The following is a 20372-nucleotide window of genomic DNA, read 5'->3' as shown; positions in this document are numbered from 1 at the left end:
AAATGTGAAACAATGGTTCACATTGCGAAACAAGTCTCTGGGAGGAGCCGACATGACAATTTTCAAACACCTGAGCTGCGCCGCAGCTCTGGCGCTAGCTGCCGGCGCGGTGAGCGCTGAAACCGTTTTGATTCACGGTGAAGCAGGGCCAAACCGCGGTGCGCGCGCCGATGCGTTGCAGTGGTTCGCCGATCAAGTTGCCGAACGCTCGGACGGCGATATCCGATTCGACATTCAGTGGGGCGGCGCGCTGTTCAAGGCGAACGCAGCCGTGCAATCCATCGCCGATGGCGTGGCTGACACAGGTTCGGTCATCGCCGTGTACTATCCGCAGGAAATGGCGGGCTACGGCATTGCTGACCTGCCGGTAAACAACCCCGACGCTTGGGTCGGTATGCGCGCCACGGATGAGCTGATGCGCTCCAGCCAAGCGGTCCAAGACGATCTGGCCGACAAGAATCTCGTCTATATCGGCACTTGGACGACCTCTCAGGTAAACATCGGTTGCAAGGGCGGCGCGATCAAATCCGTGGCGGATATCTCGGGCAAGAAGGTCCGCGGCGTGGGCGCCTACGGCAAGGTCTTTGGCGAGCAGGGCGCGAACATGGTCAACATGTCGATCTATGACGCCTACCAAGGTCTCGACACCGGGCTGATCGACTGCTCGCAGGGCTATAGCTATGCCGTCGCAGCGCTGAAGCAGGCCGAGGTCATGGACAGCTACACGATCCTTGATTGGGGTCAGGTCGGCGGTTTGGGCATCTTCATGAACAAAGACATGCACGACAGCCTGACACCTGAGCAGCAGGAAACGCTGGCTTCCGTGGGGTCGGACATGGCGGATGAATTTGGCCGTATGATCACCGAGGCCAACGACAACGCCATTGCATCGATGAAAGAGCAGGGCGTCGAAGTCATCACCCTCCCCGAAGAAGACCGCGCTCAACTGGTCGAAGCGGGTCAGAAGTTCCTCGACGAATGGCAGCAGACGGCCGATTCTGCGGGCCTGCCCGGAGAGCAACTGCTGGAAGAGTATAAAGGCCTCATCGCCAAATACACCGAGCAGCGTGACGCGGACGGTTATCCTTGGGAAGCCAAAAGCAACTAAGCGCTAAATAAGGGGAGGGGCAGCAATGTTGGTAAATCTGGAGAAAATTCTGTTGGGATTGGGCGCTTTGGCGGTGATCGCTTTGGGGGTGCTGATCACCTCCAACGTGATCGCCCGCGCGCTCTTTGCCAGTCAGGTGCCCGATAGTGTGACCATGGTGCGTGAGCTCATGGTTGCGGCCATCCTGCTGCCCCTTGCCGCTGCGACCGCTGCACGCGCGCATGTCTCCGTGGCATTCGTGACGGACCGGTTTCCCGACCGCGCCCGTTCGGTGCTGATCGTGGCGGGCTCTGCCATCGGGATGCTGGCGCTAGCCCCGCTGATCTATTCCGGCGGGCGCGAGTTCTTTGCTGTGGTCGAGAAGGGCAGCTTTTTCTACGGCGACCTGAACCTGCCGAAATGGCCCGGGCGGCTACTGTTCCTGATCGGAATGATCGCGACCTTCCTGCGACTGGCTGAGCTGACGTGGCGCGATGGGCGCACCGTTCTTGCCGGTGGCGCGGTGTCGGACGAACAACAACATGCTGCTGACCTGATGGTTGAAAAGGACGTGCTGTAATGGATGCTTCGACCATCGGAATGATCGCCTTTGCCGCGGTGCTGATCCTGCTTGCCCTGCGCGTGCCAATCGCCTTTACGCTGGCCTCCGTGGCGACCGTTGCCACCTTCTTCATCTTCGCCTTCCGCACCGGCACCTTCATGCCCGAACGTGCGATCCGGGCGACCACCTCGATGGTGTTCTCGAACTCCTTCGACCTTATTCATTCTTACGATCTGTCGATGATTCCGCTTTTCGTGGCGCTTGGACATATCGCGTATCGCGCTGATATTACGACAAAAATCTACCATGCGGCCAAGGTTTGGCTGACCCGCCTGCCGGGTGGGGTGGCCATGGCGAGCGTTATGGGCTGCGGCGGTTTTTCCGCGATCACCGGCTCATCCATCGCCTGCGCCTCGACCATGGGTAAAATCTGCACGCCCGAGATGCTGCGCATGGGCTATGACCCACGTCTGGCCACAGCCAGCGTCGCGGCAGGCGGCACATTGGGGTCGCTGATCCCGCCGTCGGTTCTGTTCATCATCTACGGTATCTTTACCGAGACTTCGATCTCGTCCCTGTTCCTCGCTGGCGTCCTGCCGGGCTTGCTGACGCTGGCTGGCTTTGTGCTGGTCATCGCCGTTTGGGTCTGGCGCGATCCGGCCATCGCACCGTCGACAGCGCAACGTTACACTGCGGGCGAACGTTGGCAGGCCGCACTGGAAAGCTGGCCTGCGATCCTGCTGTTCGTGCTGATCATCGGGGGCATCTACGGCGGTATCTTCACCGCAACCGAAGCGGCTGCTGTTTGCGTCGTCTCGGCCACGCTGATCGGTTTCGCGCAGCGTAAACTGGATTGGGCGGGCCTTTGGGAGGCGGTAAAAGAAACCTGCGTGCAGACTTCTGCGATCTTCCTGATTGCTGCCAGTGCCAAGATCTTTGTGGCCTTCGTTGCGCTGACAGGGGTCGCGGGCACCATCGTGGGCTTCGTATCCGACGCGCAGATGTCGCTGGTTGTGCTGATGCTCTGCATTGCGCTGATCTATCTGCTGCTCGGCATGTTCCTTGACCCAATCGGCATCATGGTGCTGACCCTGCCGTTGATGATCCCACTGGTGGAAAGCTATGACCTTAACCTCATCTGGTTCGGCGTCGTGGTCATCAAACTGCTGGAGATCGGCCTGATTACACCGCCCGTCGGCCTGAACGTCTTTGTCATCGCCAATGTGGTGGGCCGTGAGGCACCGATTGATAAGATCTTTGCGGGCATCACGCGGTTCCTCAGCGTCGATTTCATCGTGTTGATCCTGATCATGTCCTTCCCGATGATCTCACTTCTGATCCCGATGGCTGCGCGATGAATCAGGCGGCGTCAGATACCGTTACGGACCGTAAGTTCGCCAATACGCTGGCGCGGGGCCTCGGGATTCTGCGCGCCTTTCGCGCCAGTGACAGCGGGCTAAGCCATGCCCAGATTGCCGAGCGGACGGGGTTGCCAAAACCTACCGTTTCGCGGCTGACCTATACGCTGTGCGAATTGGGCTATCTGGCGCATGGCGGACGCAACGATAAGTTTCGCCTTGGGCCATCGGCGATTGCGCTTGGCTCGGTCGCGTCTGTGGCGGTCAGTTTCGTTGATATGGCGTCTGATGCGATGCAACAACTGGCGGATGAGACCCGCACGCTGGCACTGATCGCGGTGCGCGATGGGGATCGGATGATGCTGGTGCGCACATGGCGTCCGCATACTGCCTCGACCATCTGGCTGGAGCCGGGTCACCGCATCCCGGTCTATGGTTCGTCTTCGGGCCTCGCCACGCTGGCCAGTCTTGACGAAGATCGTTTTGATGCGCTCGACCCTGATGAGCGGCTGCGCGATTACCGCCGCGATGGCTATGAACAACTGCTGGCGCAAGGCTATGTCCTTGCCCCACCTGAAACGCGCTATGCGCGCAGCATCAACGCCGTGAGCGTACCCTACTACGCCGGAGAGTTCGGCGAGCCTGTGGCCTTCACCTGCGGAGCTTTGCCGGGCGACTTGCCCGACAGCCGCATTCTGTCACAAGTGGGGCCAGCGCTGCGTGACGTGGTCAGCGGCATCGAACAACGCACCGGACGGGCACCGGCCCTATCCCGGCGCGGATAGATCAAGGAGTTATCTACATGACCGACAAGATTGCCTATTCCCGCCATGACGACATTGTCGTGCTGCGCATCGAAAACCCGCCCGTCAACGCGCTGAGCCAAGCCGTGCGCCAAGGTCTGGCCGAGGGCATGGACCGCGCCGAGGCCGAAGACGGCGTGCGCGCCGTGATGATCGTGGGCGAAGGCCGCGCCTTTATCGCAGGCGCCGACATCACCGAATTTGGCAAGCCGCCGATGGAGCCGTTCCTGCCCGACCTGTGCAACCGGATCGAAGCCTCGCCGCTTTTGGTCGTGGCCTCCATGCATGGTGTGAGCCTTGGTGGCGGTCTCGAAGTCGCACTCTCGGCGCATTACCGGATCGCCCAGCCTTCGGCGCGGGTGGGTCTGCCCGAAGTGCACCTTGGCCTGATCCCCGGTGCTGGCGGCACCCAGCGTCTGCCGCGTCTGATTGGCGTTGAACCCGCGCTGGATGCCATCACCACGGGCCGCCACATCAAAGCGCCGCAGGCGCTTGAGATGGGCATCGTAGACCGTGTGGAAGAGGGCGACCCGCAGGAAGTAGGCCTCGCCTACGTTCGAGAGCTGCTCGACAGCGGTGCCGAGCGTCGCCCGATCTGCGACATGCCCGCGCCTGCACCCATCGACTGGGATGTCGCCTATGAAGCGACGCTGAAAAAGGGCCGTGGCCAGATTTCCCCCGCCGAGGCCGTGCGCGCCGTGCAGGCGGGTGTTGAGAAGCCGTTTGAGGACGGCATGAAAGCCGAGCGCCGCATCTTCTCGGAACTGATGAACACCGACCAGCGGCAGGGCATGATCCACGCCTTCTTCTCCGAACGAGCCGTCAGCAACCTGCCCGAGCTGAAGGGCGTCGAGCCGCGCGACTTGAAAGCCATCGGCGTGATCGGTGGCGGCACAATGGGCGCAGGCATCGCCACGGCGGCGCTGCTGTCGGGTTTCAATGTCGTGCTGATCGAGATGAAGGATGAGGCCGCCAAAGCCGCCCATGACCGCATCTCAGGCAACCTGCAAGGCGCTCTGAAACGCGGCAAGATTGACCAAGCGAAATTCGACACGCTGACAGGAGAGGCGCTGACCGTCTCTACCGAATACGACAGCCTGTCAGATGTCGATCTGGTCGTCGAAGCTGTTTTCGAAAACATGGACGTCAAAAAACAGGTCTTCGGCAAGCTAGACGCGGTCTGCAAACCGGGCTGCGTGTTGGCGTCCAACACCTCCTATCTGGACGTAGATGAAATCGCCGCCAGCACCTCGCGCCCCGGCGATGTGATTGGGCTGCACTTCTTCTCGCCCGCCCATGTGATGAAATTGCTTGAGGTCGTTGTCGCCGACAAGACCGCGCCTGACGTCGTCGCCACGGGCTTCGCGCTTGGCAAAGCGCTTGGCAAGATCAGCGTCCGCGCGGGCGTCTGCGACGGCTTCATCGGCAACCGCATCCTTGCCACCTATCGCACGGCTGCGGATCACATGGTTCTTGATGGCGCTAGCCCCTATAAAATCGATGAGGCGCTTGAGAAATTCGGCTTTGCTATGGGCCCCTTCGCGGTGGCCGACCTGGCTGGACTGGACATCGGCTGGGCCACGCGAAAGCGCAAAGCAGCAACACGCCACCCCGAAGAGCGGGTGCCGACCTATATCGACCGTCTGTGTGAGCAGGGCCACTTTGGCCAGAAGACCGGCCAAGGCTACTACATCTACGAGAAGGGCAAACGCGGCGGTACGCCGAACCCAGAAATCACCCGCCTGATCGAAGAAGAGCAAAAAGAGCGCGGCATTACCCCGCGCGAGTTCACCGAGGCCGAAATCGTACGCCGCTACATGTCTGCCATGGTCAATGAGGCCGCCAAGGTGCTCGAAGAGGGCATCGCCAAACGCCCGCTCGACATCGATATGACGCTGCTCTTTGGCTACGGCTTCCCGCGTTATTGGGGCGGCCCGATGAAATGGGCCGATATTCAGGGCCTGCCCAACGTCCTCGCCGCGATCGAAGGCTTTGCCGAGAAAGACCCGTGGTTCTGGAAACCAGCGCCGCTGCTGGTCGAATTGGTCAAGACCAACCGCACTTTTGATGATCTGAACAAGGAAGCTGCCAAATGAAACAGGCTGTCATCGTCTCCGCCGTCCGTACCGGGCTGGCCAAATCCTTCCGCGGGTCGTTCAACATGACCCACGGTGCCACCATGGGCGGCCATGTCGTCGCCGAAGCGGTCAAACGCTCGGGCGTCGATCCCTCAGCTATCGAAGACGTGATGATCGGCTGCGGCTACCCCGAAGGGGCTACGGGGTCGAACATCGCGCGCCAGATCGCCCTGCGCGCGGGCTTGCCGGTGACCGCATCGGGCGTGACCGTGAACCGCTTTTGCTCGTCCGGTCTGCAAACCGTCGCCATGGCCGCCAATGCGATCTGCATGGAGGGCGCAGGCCCGATGGTCGCGGGCGGGGTCGAAAGCATCTCAATGATCCAGCCGGATGTGAAATCGGTCAAGGAAGCCTGGCTGCTGGAGCATAAGCCCGAAGTCTATATGGCGATGATCGACACCGCCGACATCGTGGCGAAGCGATACAACATCAGCCGCGAGGATCAGGACGCCTATGGCCTGCGCAGCCAGCAGTTGATTGCCGCCGCGCAAGAGGCCGGTCTCTTCGACGACGAGATCGTGCCGATGCAGACCACCATGGGCGTGCAGGACAAGGAAACCAAGGAGGTATCCACCCGCGAGGTCACCGTGGACCGCGATGAATGCAACCGGCCCGGCACCACGCTCGAAGGGCTTGCGGGTCTGACGCCCGTGCGCGGCGAGGGGGCCTTCATCACCGCGGGCAACGCCAGCCAGCTTTCCGACGGGGCTGCGGCCCTCGTGCTGATGGACAGCAAAGAGGCCGAGCAGCAGGGCCTGCAAGCCATGGGCGCGTTCCGTGGCTTCGCCGTCGCCGGCTGCGAACCCGATGAGATGGGCATTGGCCCGGTCTTTGCCGTGCCGCGTCTGCTGGAACGTCATGGTCTGACCGTGGATGACATCGACATCTGGGAGTTGAACGAAGCCTTCGCAAGCCAAGCGCTTTACTGCCGCGACAAACTCGGCATCGACCCCGACAAGTGCAACGTGAACGGCGGCTCCATCGCCATCGGCCACCCCTTCGGCATGACCGGGGCGCGGATGACCGGCCACATTCTGCGCGAAGGCCACCGCCGCGGCGCAAAACTCGGCGTGGTGACGATGTGCATCGGCGGCGGCATGGGGGCGGCTGGCCTCTTCGAAATCTACTAAAGGGGGCCGACATGGACCTGAGCTATACCGATGAAGAACGCGCCTTCCGCGAGGACGTGCGGGCCTTTCTGGCCGAAAAACTACCCAAAGACCTGTCTGACAAGGTCAAGCGCGGTGAAGAACTGGGCAAAGAAGGCCATGAGCGCTGGCACGCCATCCTGAACGATCAGGGTTGGCTGGCGACCAATTGGCCCAAGGAATTTGGCGGGGCCGCGTGGAACGCCGTGCAACGCCATATTTTCGAGGAAGAAGCCGCCGCCGCCCATGCGCCGCGCATCGTGCCGTTTGGCCTGTCGATGCTGGCCCCCGTGCTGCAAAAGTTCGGCTCGAAAGAGCAGCAGGACTACTGGCTGCCGCGGATTCTGTCGGGCGAAGACTGGTGGTGTCAGGGCTATTCCGAGCCGGGCGCGGGGTCCGACCTCGCTTCGCTGAAATGCGCGGCTGTAAAAGACGGCGACCATTATATCGTCAACGGTCAAAAGACGTGGACGACGCTGGGCCAGCACGCCAACATGATCTTCTGCCTCGTACGCACCGACAAAGATGTGAAGCAGCAAGAGGGCATCTCTTTCCTGCTGATCGACATGGACACGCCCGGCATCACCGTGCGCCCGATCATCCTGCTGGATGGCGGCGCTGAAGTGAATGAGGTCTTCTTTGACAATGTCAAAGTGCCTGCCGAGAACCTTGTCGGCGAAGAGAACAAGGGCTGGACCTACGCCAAATACCTGCTGACCCATGAGCGCACCAACATCGCCGGTGTGGGCTTTAGCCAAGCGGGTCTGTCTTCGGTCAAACGCATTGCCAAATCCGAAATGGCCGGGGGCCGTCCGCTGATCGAAAACCCGCATTTCGCCGCCCGTGTGGCACAGGCGGAGATTGATCTGATGGCGATGGCGACGACCAACCTGCGCATCATCTCCAAGGCCGCAGCAGGGCAGGCACCGGGGGTGGAAAGCTCCATGCTGAAGGTCAAAGGCACGATCATCCGTCAGGAGATCAACGACCTCGCCCGCCGTGCGGCTGGCGTCTATGCGATGCCCTTCGCCTCGGAAGCGGTGGCAGGCAGCAACGACGCGCTGCCCGATCCGAACGAGGCCGGTCCGGTGGCCGCGCAGTATTTCAACAACCGTAAGCTGTCGATCTTTGGCGGCTCGAACGAGATCCAGCGGCAGATCATCGCCAAGACCATGCTGGGAGGTGCAAAATGAATTTCGACCTGACCGAAGAACGCCAGATGCTGCAAGACAGCCTGCGCCGTTTCCTGCGGGATAAATACGACACCGCCACGCGCAATGGCATTCTGGAAAGCGAAGCTGGTTTCTCTGCTGATATCTGGAACGGCTTGGCCGAATTGGGCGTCATCGGCGCGCTGTTCACCGAAGACCAAGGCGGCTTTGGCGGCGCGGGTTTCGACATCGCAGTTGTGTTCGAAGAACTGGGCCGCGCGGGTGTGGTTGAGCCCTTGCTCGACAGCGCCGTGCTCGCTGGTGGGCTGATTGCCGATCTGGGCACTGAAGCGCAGCAGGAGCATATCGAGGCACTGATCGGTGGCGCGTTGCAACTGGCCTTTGCGCATGGCGAGCCGACCAGCCGCTATGATCTTGAGCGCGTCACCACCACCGCGTCGCAAAACGGCAGTGACATCGTGTTGAATGGCCGCAAAGCCGTCGTCGCCAATGCCGAGGCTGCCGACATGCTCGTCGTGTCTGCCCGCGAAAGCGGTGAGGCTGGTGATCAGGCGGGCATCTCGCTGTTCCTTGTGCCAGCGGATACCAAAGGGCTCACCGTCACGGGCTATGCCCTGCTGGCCGGTGGCCGCGCCGCCGAAGTCACGTTGGATGATGTCACCCTGCCCGAAAGCGCCCGTCTGGGCGAGGCGGGCAAGGCGTTTGACGCGATTGAGGCCCGTGTGGCCGTGGCGACCACCGCGCTTTGTTCAGAGACATTGGGCGCGATGGAAACCGCTTGTGAATTGACCCGCGAATACCTCGGCACGCGCAAGCAGTTTGGCCGCCCTATTGGCAGCTTCCAAGCCTTGGCGCACCGTATGTCGGACCTGCTGATTGACCTTGAACAGGCGCGCTCTGCCGTGATCAACGCCGCAGGCCATCTGGCCGACGACCGCGCCAGCCGCGAGCGTCACGTTTCGGCTGCCAAGAACCTGATGGGCCGCGTGGGCCGTCTGGTGGCCGAAGACACGATCCAGATGCACGGCGGCATCGCCATGACCCAAGAATATGAGCTTGCGCATATCGCCAAACGTATCACCATGGCGGACCACCGCTTTGGCGACATTGATCATCATCTGGAGCGGTTCATTGCACTTTCCGCCGCATGAGGCACCGACCAGCGGGGTTCAGCAGCTTATCGGGTTTCAACCCGATCTGTCGAACCCCGATGGCAGCACCCGCGTCACGCTCGATATCGGCCCACAGCACCTGAACGTCTCTGGCGTGCTGCATGGTGGGTTGCATACGCTGCTCTTGGATGTGGCCACGGGTTTTGCCTGCGCGCGGCACTGCGCGATGAGTGGGCCTTTCGTGCCGATGCTGACCCTGTCGCTGACCACCGATTACATTTTGGCGGTGCGCGAGGGGCAAGTTGTTGCCACGGGGCGCGTGACAGGTGGGGGGTATAAAATCCTCTATGCCGAGGCGCAGTTGCATGATGCCGAAGGCAAGCTGCTGTCGCGCGCGACGGGCGTTTTCAAAAGGGCAAAAACATGAGCGCACGGATCGAAGATCGCGGTGATCGGTTGATCGTCTGGAACGGCAATGCCGAGAAGCGCGGTGCACTGACGCCTGAGCTTTATGAGGCGATTGCAGAAGCGATGCGCATGGCTGAAGACCCGCGCATCCGCGCGGTGATCCTCACTTCTGAGGGGCGCTTTTTCTGTGCGGGGGGCGACCTTAACGTGCTGATCGAACGCCGCAAGCTGAGCGAGGATGAACGCCGCGAGCGGGTGGACGGTCTGCATGATCTGGTGCGATCCATGCGCGCCTGCCCGGTGCCCGTCATCGCCGCCATCGAAGGTGGCGCTGCCGGGGCGGGGCTGTCTCTGGCGTTGGCCTGCGACATGATCGTAGCCTGCGAAGAGGCGCAGTTTACTGCCGCCTATGTGAAGGCTGGTCTGGTGCCTGACGCGGGGCTTACCGCGTCGCTTTCCCGGCTCCTGCCGCGGCCTCTGGCGATGGAGATGTGCCTTTTGGGCCGCCCTGTCATGGCGATGCGTTTTGCGGAACTGGGCGCGGTGAACCGCATCTGCCCCAACGGTAAAGCCTTGGACGAAGCGCTGATGCTGGCCGATACGCTGGCCGCTGGCCCGCGTGCGGCACAAGCTGTGATCCGTCAGTTGGTTGCGCAAGCCTATGAGACCGACGAGGCCGATCAGCTTGACGCCGAGCGCAACGCCATGGCGCATGCCGCGGGCGGGGATGAGGCCGCCGAAGGGATCGCGGCCTTTTTGGATAAACGTAAGCCCCGGTTTTAAACCGGGCGGCGGCACTCGGAGGAGGGGGTCGCAAATAGGCAGGAGGAGACACCCATGAATGCCAGGGTACAGGATTTTCTAGCTGAGCAATTGGCGACCCGACCAGAGGCACCCGCGCTGAGTGACGCCAGCGGCGCCGCGTGGAGCTACGCCGATTTGGACCGTGCGCGCGTGGCCTTGGCCGCTGAGTTGCGCAGCGCGGGTGTGCAGGCGGGCGACCGCGTGCTTTTGATGGTAGAGAACTGCGTTTCCGCCGTGGCCGGCCTTTATGCCGCGTGGGAGTTGGACGCCGTGGCGATCCCGGTGAACGCCCGCCAAACTGAGGCCGAAGTCACCCGTATCATTGACCACGCGACCCCGGCGGCGGTGCTGCTGACTTGCGATGTGTCCCCCGAAGCGGCGGCCCACGCGGCGCGGCTGAATGCGCGCGAACTTTCCGGCGCATTTGGCAGCCTGCATCTGGCCACGCCACTGCCCAGCACCCCCGACGCCGATCTGCATGATGTGGCAGTGCTGCTTTATACCACTGGCACCACAGGCGATCCCAAGGGCGTGATGTTGACCCATTCCAACCTGCGCTTCGGCGCGCGGGCGTCAGCAGATCTGCGGCAGATGGTGCCGGGCGATGTGGTTTACGGCGTGCTGCCGATGACCCATGTCTTCGGCCTTGTCTCGGTGTTGATGGCCGCGGTGAGTGCGGGCGCAAAAGTGCGGCAGGACTCCCGTTTCTCGGCGGCAAAGCTTCATGCTGCGACCCACGAAGATGTCACTATCCTTCCGGCGGTGCCGCAGATGCACGCGCTGGTGATGCAATACTCCCGCGAGGGCGGCATGGCGAAACTTGCCAGCCCAACGCTGCGCTATGTCTCTTCTGGCGGCGCACCGCTGGATCCTGCATGGAAGCGTAAGGCCGAGGCTTTCTATGAACTGCCCCTGCAAAACGGCTTTGGCATGACCGAGACATGCTCGGGCGCATCCGCCACCACCAACGAACTTGGCTCGCCCGATACCTCGGTCGGCCCTGTCACGCCGGGCACCGAATGCAAGATCGACGACCAAGCCCCCGGCGGCAATGGCGCGGGCGAAGGCGAAGTGTTGGTGCGCGGCCCGCATGTGATGAAGGGCTATTACCGCAACCCAACCGAGACCGACAAAGCCATTGACGCCGATGGTTGGCTGCACACAGGCGATCTGGGCAAGGTTGAGGAAAACGGGCGGCTGCATATCCTTGGCCGCAGTAAGGAATTGATCATCCACGGCGGCTTTAACGTCTATCCACCCGAGGTTGAGGCCGCGCTGAACGATCATCCGCGTGTGGTGCAATCAGCGGTCGTCGGACGACGCCACGAAGGGGATGAGGAAGTGCTGGCCTTTGTGCAGGTGGCACCGGGCGATGATGTGACAGTGGAAGAGTTGCGCGGCTTCGTCAAAGAACGGCTGACAGGCTATAAACGCCCGTCGCAAATTATCATCGCCAGTGAACTGCCCGCCGCGCCCACGGGCAAGATCCTAAAGCACCGCCTGCTGACGGCCTTTGCCGACCAATTGGCGTGATGCGCCAGGGCGCGGTTACCGCCGCGCCCTGAAATACGATCAGACGTAGGTGCCTTCGGCAGCGGCACGGATCGCACGGATGTTTTCGCCGTAGGGCGCGGGGTTAGTGACAGCCCCCCCCTTGAACGCCGCCGATCCTGCGACAAGCACATCGGCCCCGGCTTGCGCCACCAGCGGTGCGGTCTTTGGGTCAACGCCGCCGTCAATCTCAATATGGATGGGGCGATCGCCGATCATTTCGCGCAGGGATTTGATCTTGGCAGTCATGTCGATGAATTTTTGCCCGCCGAAGCCGGGGTTCACGGTCATCACGCAGATCAGATCGGTCATATCGAGGATATCGGCCACGGCGCTTGCAGGGGTGCCGGGGTTCAGCGCCACACCTGCTTTCGCGCCTGCGCCACGGATCGCCTGCAAGGTGCGGTGGATATGCGGGCCAGCCTCAACATGGGCGGTGATCACATCGGCCCCGGCTTGGGCGAACGCATCAATATAAGGATCAACTGGCGAGATCATCAGATGCACGTCCATGACGCCCTTGATATGGGGCCGGATCGCCGCGCACATCGCCGGGCCAAAGGTAATGTTGGGCACGAAATGCCCGTCCATCACATCCACATGCACCCAGTCCGCGCCTTGGGCCTCAATGGCTTCGCATTCGGCCCCGAAGTTGGCGAAATCGGCGGCGAGGATGGAGGGGGCGATCTTGATTGAACGGTCGAAACTCATGGGGGCAGCCCTTTGTTGCTCAGGTTGGCCCCTCATAGCGGCTGCGCGCTTTTTGCGAAAGGGGCTAGAGATCGACCTCCAGCACGCCGCCTGCCTCTGCCGCGCGGGATTGGCAGAGGATGATCGCGCCTTCGCGCTGCTTGGCGGAGAGCACGAAGTCGCGGTGTTCGACCGCGCCGCTGCGCAGCCCGCATTTACAGACGCCGCAGATGCCGTCGCTGCATTTCAGATCCACCGGCACCCCCGCCGCGATCAGTGCATCGGCGGCGGTTTGTTCGGCTGAGACGGCGATTTCACGGCCAGAGCTGAGTTTCAGCGTGAAGGCGTGGTTCACATAGTCCGGCACTTCGGGGGTAGAGAAATATTCTAGATGCCGTGCGTCTTCGGGGATGCCTGCGGCTTCGGCTGCGGCCATGACCGATTGCATGTAGGCGTCCGCGCCGCAGGTGTAGACATGGGCGCCCGGTACGGCGTGATCCATGATGGCAGGCAGGTCGGCGCGGGTGCTCTCGGATGAGATATGCAGGTGAACGCGGTCGGCCCAAGGGGCCTGCGCGAGTTCCTCGGCAAAGGCCGCCGCTTCTCGGTCGGAGGCGGAGTAATGCAGGTCAAAGGGTCGCCCAAGGGCGTGCAGGCGATGGGCAAAAGCGATCATCGGCGTGATGCCGATACCGCCGCCCATGAGCAGGCTATGCGGCGCATCTTCGATCAGTTCAAAGTGGTTCATTGGCTTGCCGACAAAGATCCGTCGCCCCTTGGTAAAGACCCGGTGCAGCAGGGCTGATCCGCCTCGGCCCGCGTCTTCGCGCAGCACCGCGATGCGATAGCGTTTGCGGTCGGTCGGGTCGCCCAGCAGGGAATAGGGGCGCAGGAATTCCGGCGCGACAACCAGATCGAGATGCGCGCCGGCGGTCCATGCAGGCAGGTCGTGGCCTTCGGGGTGGGCGATGTCGTAAAGGGCGGTGGTCGCGTTCAGGTGGGTGACTTGCGTGATGCGCAGATCAAGCACGGGGGTGTCGCTGCCAACTTTGTAAAGATGCAAGTGATCGGTCTCGCCCGCTGCGGTTTTGCGGCGGTGTTCATCCGCGCTCAGCAGCGCGGCATGGGCGGCAATCCCGGCCTCGCGGTTCATCGGATCGGGGTAGGGCCAAGGGTGCGGGGCCAGCGGGGCGGGATAGACGGCAAGGGTTTGATCCTCGAATTTGAGGTCGAGATCGGGTTGCAGGTCACGGGCGTTCACCGGCTGGGCAGGCGTGTCGAACTGGCCTGAGGGCTTGCGCTCGATGTCCCACCACCACTTTTTGACCGGGTTCAGACGGCCCTTGCCGACCTTGTCATCCAGCTTGGCCAGCAGCGGTGCTGCGGCGGGAATGTTCGACGCGGCCCAGCGGAAGGGGGCCTCGGCGAAGAGCCCTTCGAGGTTCCACGGGCAGGTCTTCATGCAGCGTCCGCACATCGCACCACCTTGGTTGGTGATCCTGTAGGTGGCGCATTTCTGGCTGTCGGATTTCCAGATTTCATAGCCGTTGAACATCTTTTTTGGCCCGGCGGTGATTGCGCCCGAGGGGCATTCACGGGCGCATTTGTTGCAGGCTTCGCAGAACTTTTGCAGGCCAAAGTCGATGGGCTTGTCATGGGCAACGGGCAGGGTGGTGGTCACCACGCCGGATTTCAGGCGCGGGCCGAGGAAGGGGTTCAGGATCACTTCGCCGATGCGAGAGACTTCGCCCAAGCCCGCGAGCAACAGCAGCGGCGGTTGCAGCACGTCGCCATCCATCACCGTATGCGCTTTGGCCGAGTGGCCCAAGTTGCGCAGGTGCTGCGCCATCACGCCGCCCAACATCGAAAACCGCAGATAGGCGCGCATGGATTGCGACACGGCGATCCAGTCGTCGCCCGAGGACCCCTCCATCGTGTCAAAGCCTTGGTCGATGATGAGGCTCAGGGCTTGATCATGCGGCGGGGTGATCGGAGTGCCGGTGGCGTCATGGCTGTACCACGTCCAGTCCGGGCAGGCCGAGAGGCCCGCCGCATCGGCGCCGAGGAAATAGCTCGCTGCCTTGAGGTTGGCGGCATTGCGGGCGGTGTCTGTCATCGCAGGGGCGGCATCGTTCACCGGGCCATCTTGCAGCAGGATCAACGCTCCCAGCAGACGGCGCTGCGCGGCAGAAGGAGCGGATTTGACCACATGGTGCCCACCTTTCATGGCGTTCTGCACCTTTGGCCCCATGTCGCCAAACTGTCCGCGTGCGAAAAGATCGCCGCGTTTCGGCACGCGCGGGACATTGGGCGCGTCGATATAGGTGGTCGGCTCGTCCACCCGTTTCAGCGTCTCAAACGGATGCGGCCCGGCGGCATAGTCGCGCCGCGCATAAGGATCAACATCGCGCGCGCTGACCCCGCCATGGGTGCCCAGCTGCCAGTGCGGGCCTTTGAGCACAGACCACGGCTGATCGGCCAGCGGGGCGAGCGGCATATCGGGCGCGAGGTCCATGTCGGTGGTAACAACCGCCAACCCGAAACGCGCGCCCACCCACGGGGCTTGCAGTGTGCTGTCTTCCCAAACCGCCAACCCCGCCGCCACGGCCAGTTGGGCGAGGTTCACATCAGCGGTGGTGGCGGAATGCACCTTGGCGGCGAAACCCAATTGGCGGATGTATTCGGCCAGCACGGTGGCGTTTTCGGTGCCGCGTAGGCAGGCGCGTTCGGCTTGGGCGTCCATGATCCAATCGCTGCCCAATTCATCCTCGCGCGGATCGCGGGGATAGGCGGTGAGGACCACCAGCGCGTGGCCGTGAGTATCGATCGAGGTTTCGGGCGCGTCCACCGCGTCGCGCAGGTTCGCCATGATGACATCGACCCCGGCGGCGAGCGTTTTGGTCTGGCGGCTGCGCAGTCCTTCCGCCAATTGCGCGGTGCCCTCGCTTCGGCGCGGAGTAGCGAGACGCGCCTCTTGTGGCAGAGCGCAGACGCCCATCATCGAGGCGTCGTTGTAATAGCCGAATGATTTGAGGTGATTGGCGCGCTCCACCGGGCTGTCGGGGATCACCGCGCCTGCGGTGTTGATCGGCCCGTCGCGCAGCACGTCCATCATCGCTTGGAAGGGCGCCATGGCGTTGCATATGCTTTGGGGCGTCTCGGGCCGCTCAAAACGCAGCAACGGCATGGGCGCGTCCGGCAGTTGGTCATGGGGGGCATGCGACCGGCGCAGCCGCTCCAACGGGAAGGGGCCGAGGTGCATGGGGCGGGTCTTGGATGAAAAGAGCTTCATGGCAAATCGATGCCATGCTTTGAAATGAGATGCCAGTCCTGGTTGTGGTCGCTGAGGGCGCTCTCGCTTGACTTTCGGCGCAGCCGCCGACCATGCTGCGGCAAAATTGGAGGAGTGAGATCATGACCCTGTTCAACCGCCGTCAGGCCATCGCAACCTTGGGCGCTGCAACCGCCGTCGGGCTGGCGGCACCGGCATTGGCGCAGAACCGCAAGATCACCGTGGGCGCGCTGCGTTTCACCAGCCACGCGGGCAGCTTTGTCGGCTTTGAGCGGGACTATTTCAAAGACGCCGGGCTGGACGTTGAACTGCGCTTTTTCGAGGCCGCGCAGCCGATGGCCGTGGCGATTGCCAGCGGCGATGTGGATTATGCGGTAACGGCGATTTCCGGCGGTCTGGTGTCCTTGGCGCAAAAGGGCGCGGTCAAGGTCATCGGTGGCGCGCTGCAAGAAGAGCAGGGCATCGACGGGCAGAAGTTCCTCGTCTCCGACGCGGCCTATCAGGCCGGCATCACCGAACCCGGCATGCTGGATGGCAAAAGCTTTGGCATGACGCAGGCGGGGTCGTCCTTCCACTACATGGGCTCCAAAATGGCTGAGGCCGAGGGGATCAACCTCAAATTCAAGCCGCTGCAAAAGGTCGGCGCGGTGATCGGTGCACTGAAGTCGGGCCAGATCGATGCGTGGTCGATCGTGCCGCATATCGCCAAGCCGTTGGCCGGGTCGGGTGCCGTTCATATCATCGGCGATGTGGCGGCCTATCTGCCGGATTATCAGGTGACCACGGTCTTTACTTCGACCAAGAACGCCAGCGATGAGCAGGAGATGACCAAGAATTTCCTTGCGGGCTATTCCAAAGGTGTCGCCGACTATAACGCCGCGATGATCGCCAAGGACAGCGGCGATGCGGGCGTGGATGAGATGGTCGATCTGATCCATAAATATGTCTACACCGACCGCCCGCGCGACAAGGCAGCACCCTCAATCATCAACGGCACCATGCGGTTGAACGAAGGTGCCAAGTTGAACGTCGCCTCTGTACGCGACCAGTTGGATTGGTTTCAGTCCGAAGGGCTGGTCGACAGCGACATCACGCTGGAGACGCTGGTCGACACCTCTTATGTCGAGACGGCGGGCAGCTAAGCGCGCCACTGGCGTTTTGAAGTCATTCTAAAAGGCGCGTCCGAAATGGGCGCGCCTTTGTTTTTGGCCGCGCGCAGGGGCGATTTTAGGCGGGCGTGACTGGCAATGCCGCCCCGTAAAGATACCTTTGAAGCTGATACAGGGCCAAGCCCCTGACCAGTAGACGGGAACGTTCAGTGAGCGACGGCAGCTTTTTCGCCCTAGACGGCTATCATTTCGCCTTGGGGGCCGTCGGGGCGGTTGTCATCCTTGCTCATTGGCTGCCGCGATTTGTCAGCCGACGCGAGCCCGCGGCATCAGGGCTTTTGATCCTTTTGGGCATGGGTATTTTCGCCCTAGTCCCCGGTGTGCCGATATTCCCCGACCCGCGCATCTATCCCTTCCCGTGGGAGATGGTGTCAGAGCTTTGCGTGATCGTCGCCTTATTCGCGACGGGGCTGCGCATTGATAAACTCTCGGACTGGTCCCGCTGGGGTCCAACGGCGCGGCTCTTGGCGCTGACCATGCCGCTGACGATCCTGTCGGTCGCGCTGATGGGCTGGGCCTTTGCGGGGATGACCGCAGCCGGGGCGATTTTACTGGGCGCGGTGATGGCACCCACCGATCCGGTTTTGGCCGCTGACGTGCAGGTCGGCCCGCCGCAGGAAGGGGGCGAACATCCGGTGCGTTTTGCCCTGACCACAGAGGCGGCGCTGAACGATGGTTTGGCCTTTCCCTTCGTCTACCTTGGTATTCTGGTCGCAGCCGAAGGCTTGGCCCCGGCGACTTGGGGCGTGGAGTGGCTGGCGCGAGACGTCTTTTGGCGCATCTCTGTCGGCACCGTGATGGGCGCGGCGGGCGGTTGGGCCTTGGGGCAGGTGTTGTTCGCCGTGCCGCGCAAGGCGGTTCTGGCGGATACCTCCTCAGGGGTGGTGGCCTTGGCAGGGGTGCTTTTGTGCTATGGCACGACGGAATTGGTCGAAGGCTATGGCTTTATCGCCGTGGCGGTGGCCGGTCTGGTGATCCGGCGGGTTGAGGCAGACCACGAATTCCACCGCCGTTTGCATGATTTCACCGCAGCTGTCGAACATGCGCTTACGGCGCTTTTGCTGGTGGCAATCGGCGCGGTGCTGCCTGCCTTGCTGAGCGATCTGACCCTCGCCGGTGCGGTGATCGTGCTGGCATTGATCTTTGTCGTGCGCCCTTTGGCGGGGTGGCTGTCGCTTTTGGGAACGCCGCTAGAGACGCGCCCCCGCTGGGTTGTGGCGCTCTATGGCATCCGGGGGATCGGGTCGATCTACTACCTTGCCTATGCGGCGGGGAAGGTGGAGTTTCTGGACGAAGAGCCGCTTTGGGCGATGGTGGGGTTTGCGATCCTCGTGTCGACCTTGGTGCATGGTTTTACCGCCGGGATCGCGGTGGACGGGCTGAGCCGTAAAGAGGGTGAGCAGCCCTAAGCGCGCCACCGGCGCAGGGCGGTTGCGCCGGGACGCGGATCGCACATTGCGCGCGGGGCGTTTTTGCCGGAAAAGGGCGGCATGGACCTCAAGCTTTCCTCTGTCAGCCATTACTATGGCGATACCCAAGTGCTGCGTGACATCACGCTTGATATTCCCTCTGGCCAGATTGTTTGCATCGTTGGCCCTTCGGGCTGTGGCAAGTCTACCTTGCTGCGCATGCTCGGCGGCTTGGAGCGGCCCAGCGAAGGACGCGTGCTTCAAATGGGCGAAGCGCCTGAGGGCTGTCTGAACCCGCTCACCTACATCTTTCAGGATTTCGCCCTGCTGCCTTGGCGCACGGTGCGCGGCAATGTGGCGCTGGTGCTGGAGGATCATGGGCTAGGCAAGGCGCAGCGCGAGGCGATTATCGCCGATGTGCTGGCGCGGACCAAGTTGACCGATTTCGCCGATGCGCTGCCCAAACAGCTTTCGGGCGGCATGAAGCAGCGTGTGGCGATTGCCCGTGCACTGGCGGTGAACCCTGCCGTGATGCTGATGGACGAGCCGCTGAGCGCGCTCGACAGCCAGACCCGCGAATTGTTGATGGACGACCTTGTGGCGCTCTGGACGCGGCAGCCGTTCACGGCGGTCTATGTGACCCACAACCTCGCTGAAGCGGTGCGGTTGGGGCATAAGATCGTCGTGCTCTCGCGCCGTCCGGGTGAGCTGCGCGAGGTGGTGGAGCTAGACATGCCCTTGGCCGAGCGGCGTCACGGCGATCCGGTGTTGGAGGCGCAGCAACAGCACCTTTGGGGCTTGATGCGTGATGAGGCCGCGGCGGCGGATGCGGAGTTGATCGATGGGTGAGATGACAGATGCAAATGCCCGCGAGGTCACCTTTCGCGGCGGTGGTTTCCAGCCCGGCACGCGGCGGGGCGTGGGGCTTGCGGTTTTCGTGGTGCTGATCCTGCTGGCGGAATGGGGCACGCGCAGCGGCTTTATCTCGGCCCTGACGCTGCCTCGGCCCAGCGATGTCTTGCTGACGTTTCAGGAGCTTTATCAGTCGGGGATGTTGTTCAAACATCTTGGCCCCTCGCTGACCCGACTGGCCGTAGGCGCGCTGATCGGTGCCTCACTGGGTATCGGGATTGGGGTGCTGATCGGGCTGTTCTCCTTGGCCCGCGCGGGTCTGGTGCCGCTGGTGGCAGCGATTTTCCCAATTCCCAAGATCGCGCTGCTGCCGCTGTTTGTCATTTGGTTCGGCATTGATGAGGCAAGTAAATACGCGCTCATCGCCTTTGGCACCTTCACGCCCACGGTGGTTGCCACCTATGCGGCGGTCGACAATGTTGACCGGGTGCTGATCCGGATGGGGCAGAGTTTCGGCCTCGGTTGGTGGTCGATTGTTTCGAAAATCGTGGTGCCCGGCGCGATGCCGGGGATCCTCTCGGGGCTGCGGATTTCGCTGACGATCGCGATTATTCTGCTGGTGGCGGCTGAAATGCTGGGCGCGGAATATGGGATTGGGGCCTATATTCTGCAGGCGGGAAGCCTGTATGATTTGGAGCGGTTGTTTGCAGGCGTGGTGATCCTGTCGCTGCTGGGCGTGGCGGTGTCTTCGGTGGTGGCTTTCGTTGAACGGCGTGTGTTGAACTGGCGGGTCTGAGGGCGGGCAGGCGATGGCCCG

The 20372-nt window shown here is 62.4% G+C and carries 17 protein-coding genes; 15 read left to right on the top strand and 2 right to left on the bottom strand.

The genetic code is table 11. The features are described 5' to 3' along the window. Positions 1-52 precede the first annotated feature (52 nt). Genes DSM110093_RS14045 through DSM110093_RS13995 form a run of 11 tightly spaced genes read left to right on the top strand, consistent with a single transcriptional unit; the run spans position 53 to position 12125 of the window. On the top strand, positions 53-1108 hold the full coding sequence (locus tag DSM110093_RS14045; protein WP_243265674.1) for a C4-dicarboxylate TRAP transporter substrate-binding protein: 1056 nt from the start codon (positions 53-55) through the stop codon (positions 1106-1108). 25 nt (positions 1109-1133) lie between these two features. Further along, positions 1134-1667, top strand: a complete 534-nt coding sequence (locus DSM110093_RS14040) for a TRAP transporter small permease subunit (RefSeq protein ID WP_243265673.1) — start codon at positions 1134-1136, stop codon at positions 1665-1667. Then, entirely contained in the window at positions 1667-3007 is a 1341-nt protein-coding gene (locus tag DSM110093_RS14035) for a TRAP transporter large permease (RefSeq protein WP_243265672.1), read from the top strand. Before DSM110093_RS14040 ends, DSM110093_RS14035 begins: the two co-directional genes overlap by 1 nt. Beyond that, entirely contained in the window at positions 3004-3792 is a 789-nt protein-coding gene (locus tag DSM110093_RS14030) for a helix-turn-helix domain-containing protein (protein WP_243265671.1), read from the top strand. The genes DSM110093_RS14035 and DSM110093_RS14030 overlap by 4 nt, the downstream gene beginning before the upstream one ends. 17 nt (positions 3793-3809) lie before the next feature. After that, positions 3810-5906 carry a 3-hydroxyacyl-CoA dehydrogenase NAD-binding domain-containing protein gene (locus DSM110093_RS14025; RefSeq protein ID WP_243265670.1) on the top strand — a complete coding sequence of 699 codons (2097 nt, stop codon included), beginning with the start codon at positions 3810-3812 and terminating at the stop codon, positions 5904-5906. Continuing rightward, entirely contained in the window at positions 5903-7078 is a 1176-nt protein-coding gene (locus DSM110093_RS14020) for an acetyl-CoA C-acyltransferase (RefSeq protein WP_243265669.1), read from the top strand. Before DSM110093_RS14025 ends, DSM110093_RS14020 begins: the two co-directional genes overlap by 4 nt. A gap of 11 nt (positions 7079-7089) precedes the next feature. Beyond that, positions 7090-8289: an acyl-CoA dehydrogenase family protein gene (locus DSM110093_RS14015; RefSeq protein ID WP_243265668.1), complete on the top strand. Its 1200-nt coding sequence runs from the start codon at positions 7090-7092 to the stop codon at positions 8287-8289. Beyond that, a complete protein-coding gene (locus tag DSM110093_RS14010) occupies positions 8286-9419 on the top strand; it encodes an acyl-CoA dehydrogenase (RefSeq protein WP_243265667.1) in 1134 nt (377 codons plus the stop codon). Before DSM110093_RS14015 ends, DSM110093_RS14010 begins: the two co-directional genes overlap by 4 nt. Next, positions 9400-9807, top strand: coding sequence for a PaaI family thioesterase (locus tag DSM110093_RS14005; protein ID WP_243265666.1), 408 nt, complete (start codon positions 9400-9402; stop codon positions 9805-9807). The genes DSM110093_RS14010 and DSM110093_RS14005 overlap by 20 nt, the downstream gene beginning before the upstream one ends. Next, positions 9804-10571, top strand: a complete 768-nt coding sequence (locus DSM110093_RS14000; protein ID WP_243265665.1) for an enoyl-CoA hydratase family protein — start codon at positions 9804-9806, stop codon at positions 10569-10571. The genes DSM110093_RS14005 and DSM110093_RS14000 overlap by 4 nt, the downstream gene beginning before the upstream one ends. A gap of 54 nt (positions 10572-10625) precedes the next feature. Further along, complete coding sequence (locus tag DSM110093_RS13995) at positions 10626-12125, top strand: class I adenylate-forming enzyme family protein (RefSeq protein ID WP_243265664.1); 1500 nt, start codon at positions 10626-10628, stop codon at positions 12123-12125. Between the two features lie 39 nt (positions 12126-12164). Here DSM110093_RS13995 and rpe read toward each other — a convergent pair whose 3' ends face one another. Both rpe and DSM110093_RS13985 read right to left on the bottom strand, forming a co-directional pair. Further along, a complete protein-coding gene (rpe, locus tag DSM110093_RS13990; RefSeq protein ID WP_243265663.1) occupies positions 12165-12854 on the bottom strand; it encodes a ribulose-phosphate 3-epimerase in 690 nt (229 codons plus the stop codon). A 64-nt stretch (positions 12855-12918) separates the two neighbouring features. Then, positions 12919-16125: a 4Fe-4S double cluster binding domain-containing protein gene (locus DSM110093_RS13985; RefSeq protein ID WP_243265662.1), complete on the bottom strand. Its 3207-nt coding sequence runs from the start codon at positions 16123-16125 to the stop codon at positions 12919-12921. A gap of 122 nt (positions 16126-16247) precedes the next feature. Between DSM110093_RS13985 and DSM110093_RS13980 the strand changes: the two genes are divergently transcribed. From DSM110093_RS13980 to DSM110093_RS13965, 4 genes are all read left to right on the top strand, one after another. Next, positions 16248-17267 (top strand): ABC transporter substrate-binding protein, encoded by a 1020-nt coding sequence (locus tag DSM110093_RS13980; RefSeq protein WP_243265661.1) that lies wholly within the window; start codon positions 16248-16250, stop codon positions 17265-17267. Positions 17268-17443: 176 nt separating this feature from the next. Further along, positions 17444-18703 (top strand): cation:proton antiporter, encoded by a 1260-nt coding sequence (locus DSM110093_RS13975; protein WP_243265660.1) that lies wholly within the window; start codon positions 17444-17446, stop codon positions 18701-18703. Between the two features lie 81 nt (positions 18704-18784). Beyond that, positions 18785-19552 (top strand): ABC transporter ATP-binding protein, encoded by a 768-nt coding sequence (locus DSM110093_RS13970; RefSeq protein WP_243265659.1) that lies wholly within the window; start codon positions 18785-18787, stop codon positions 19550-19552. After that, positions 19545-20351, top strand: coding sequence for an ABC transporter permease (locus DSM110093_RS13965; protein WP_243265658.1), 807 nt, complete (start codon positions 19545-19547; stop codon positions 20349-20351). Before DSM110093_RS13970 ends, DSM110093_RS13965 begins: the two co-directional genes overlap by 8 nt. The last annotated feature ends 21 nt before the right edge of the window (positions 20352-20372 follow it).

The sequence above is a fragment of the Sulfitobacter sp. DSM 110093 genome, assembly GCF_022788715.1.
In the GTDB taxonomy this organism is placed as follows: domain Bacteria; phylum Pseudomonadota; class Alphaproteobacteria; order Rhodobacterales; family Rhodobacteraceae; genus Sulfitobacter.
Note: the sequence above shows the minus strand (reverse complement) of the source record. Positions and strands in the feature narration are given on the sequence as shown.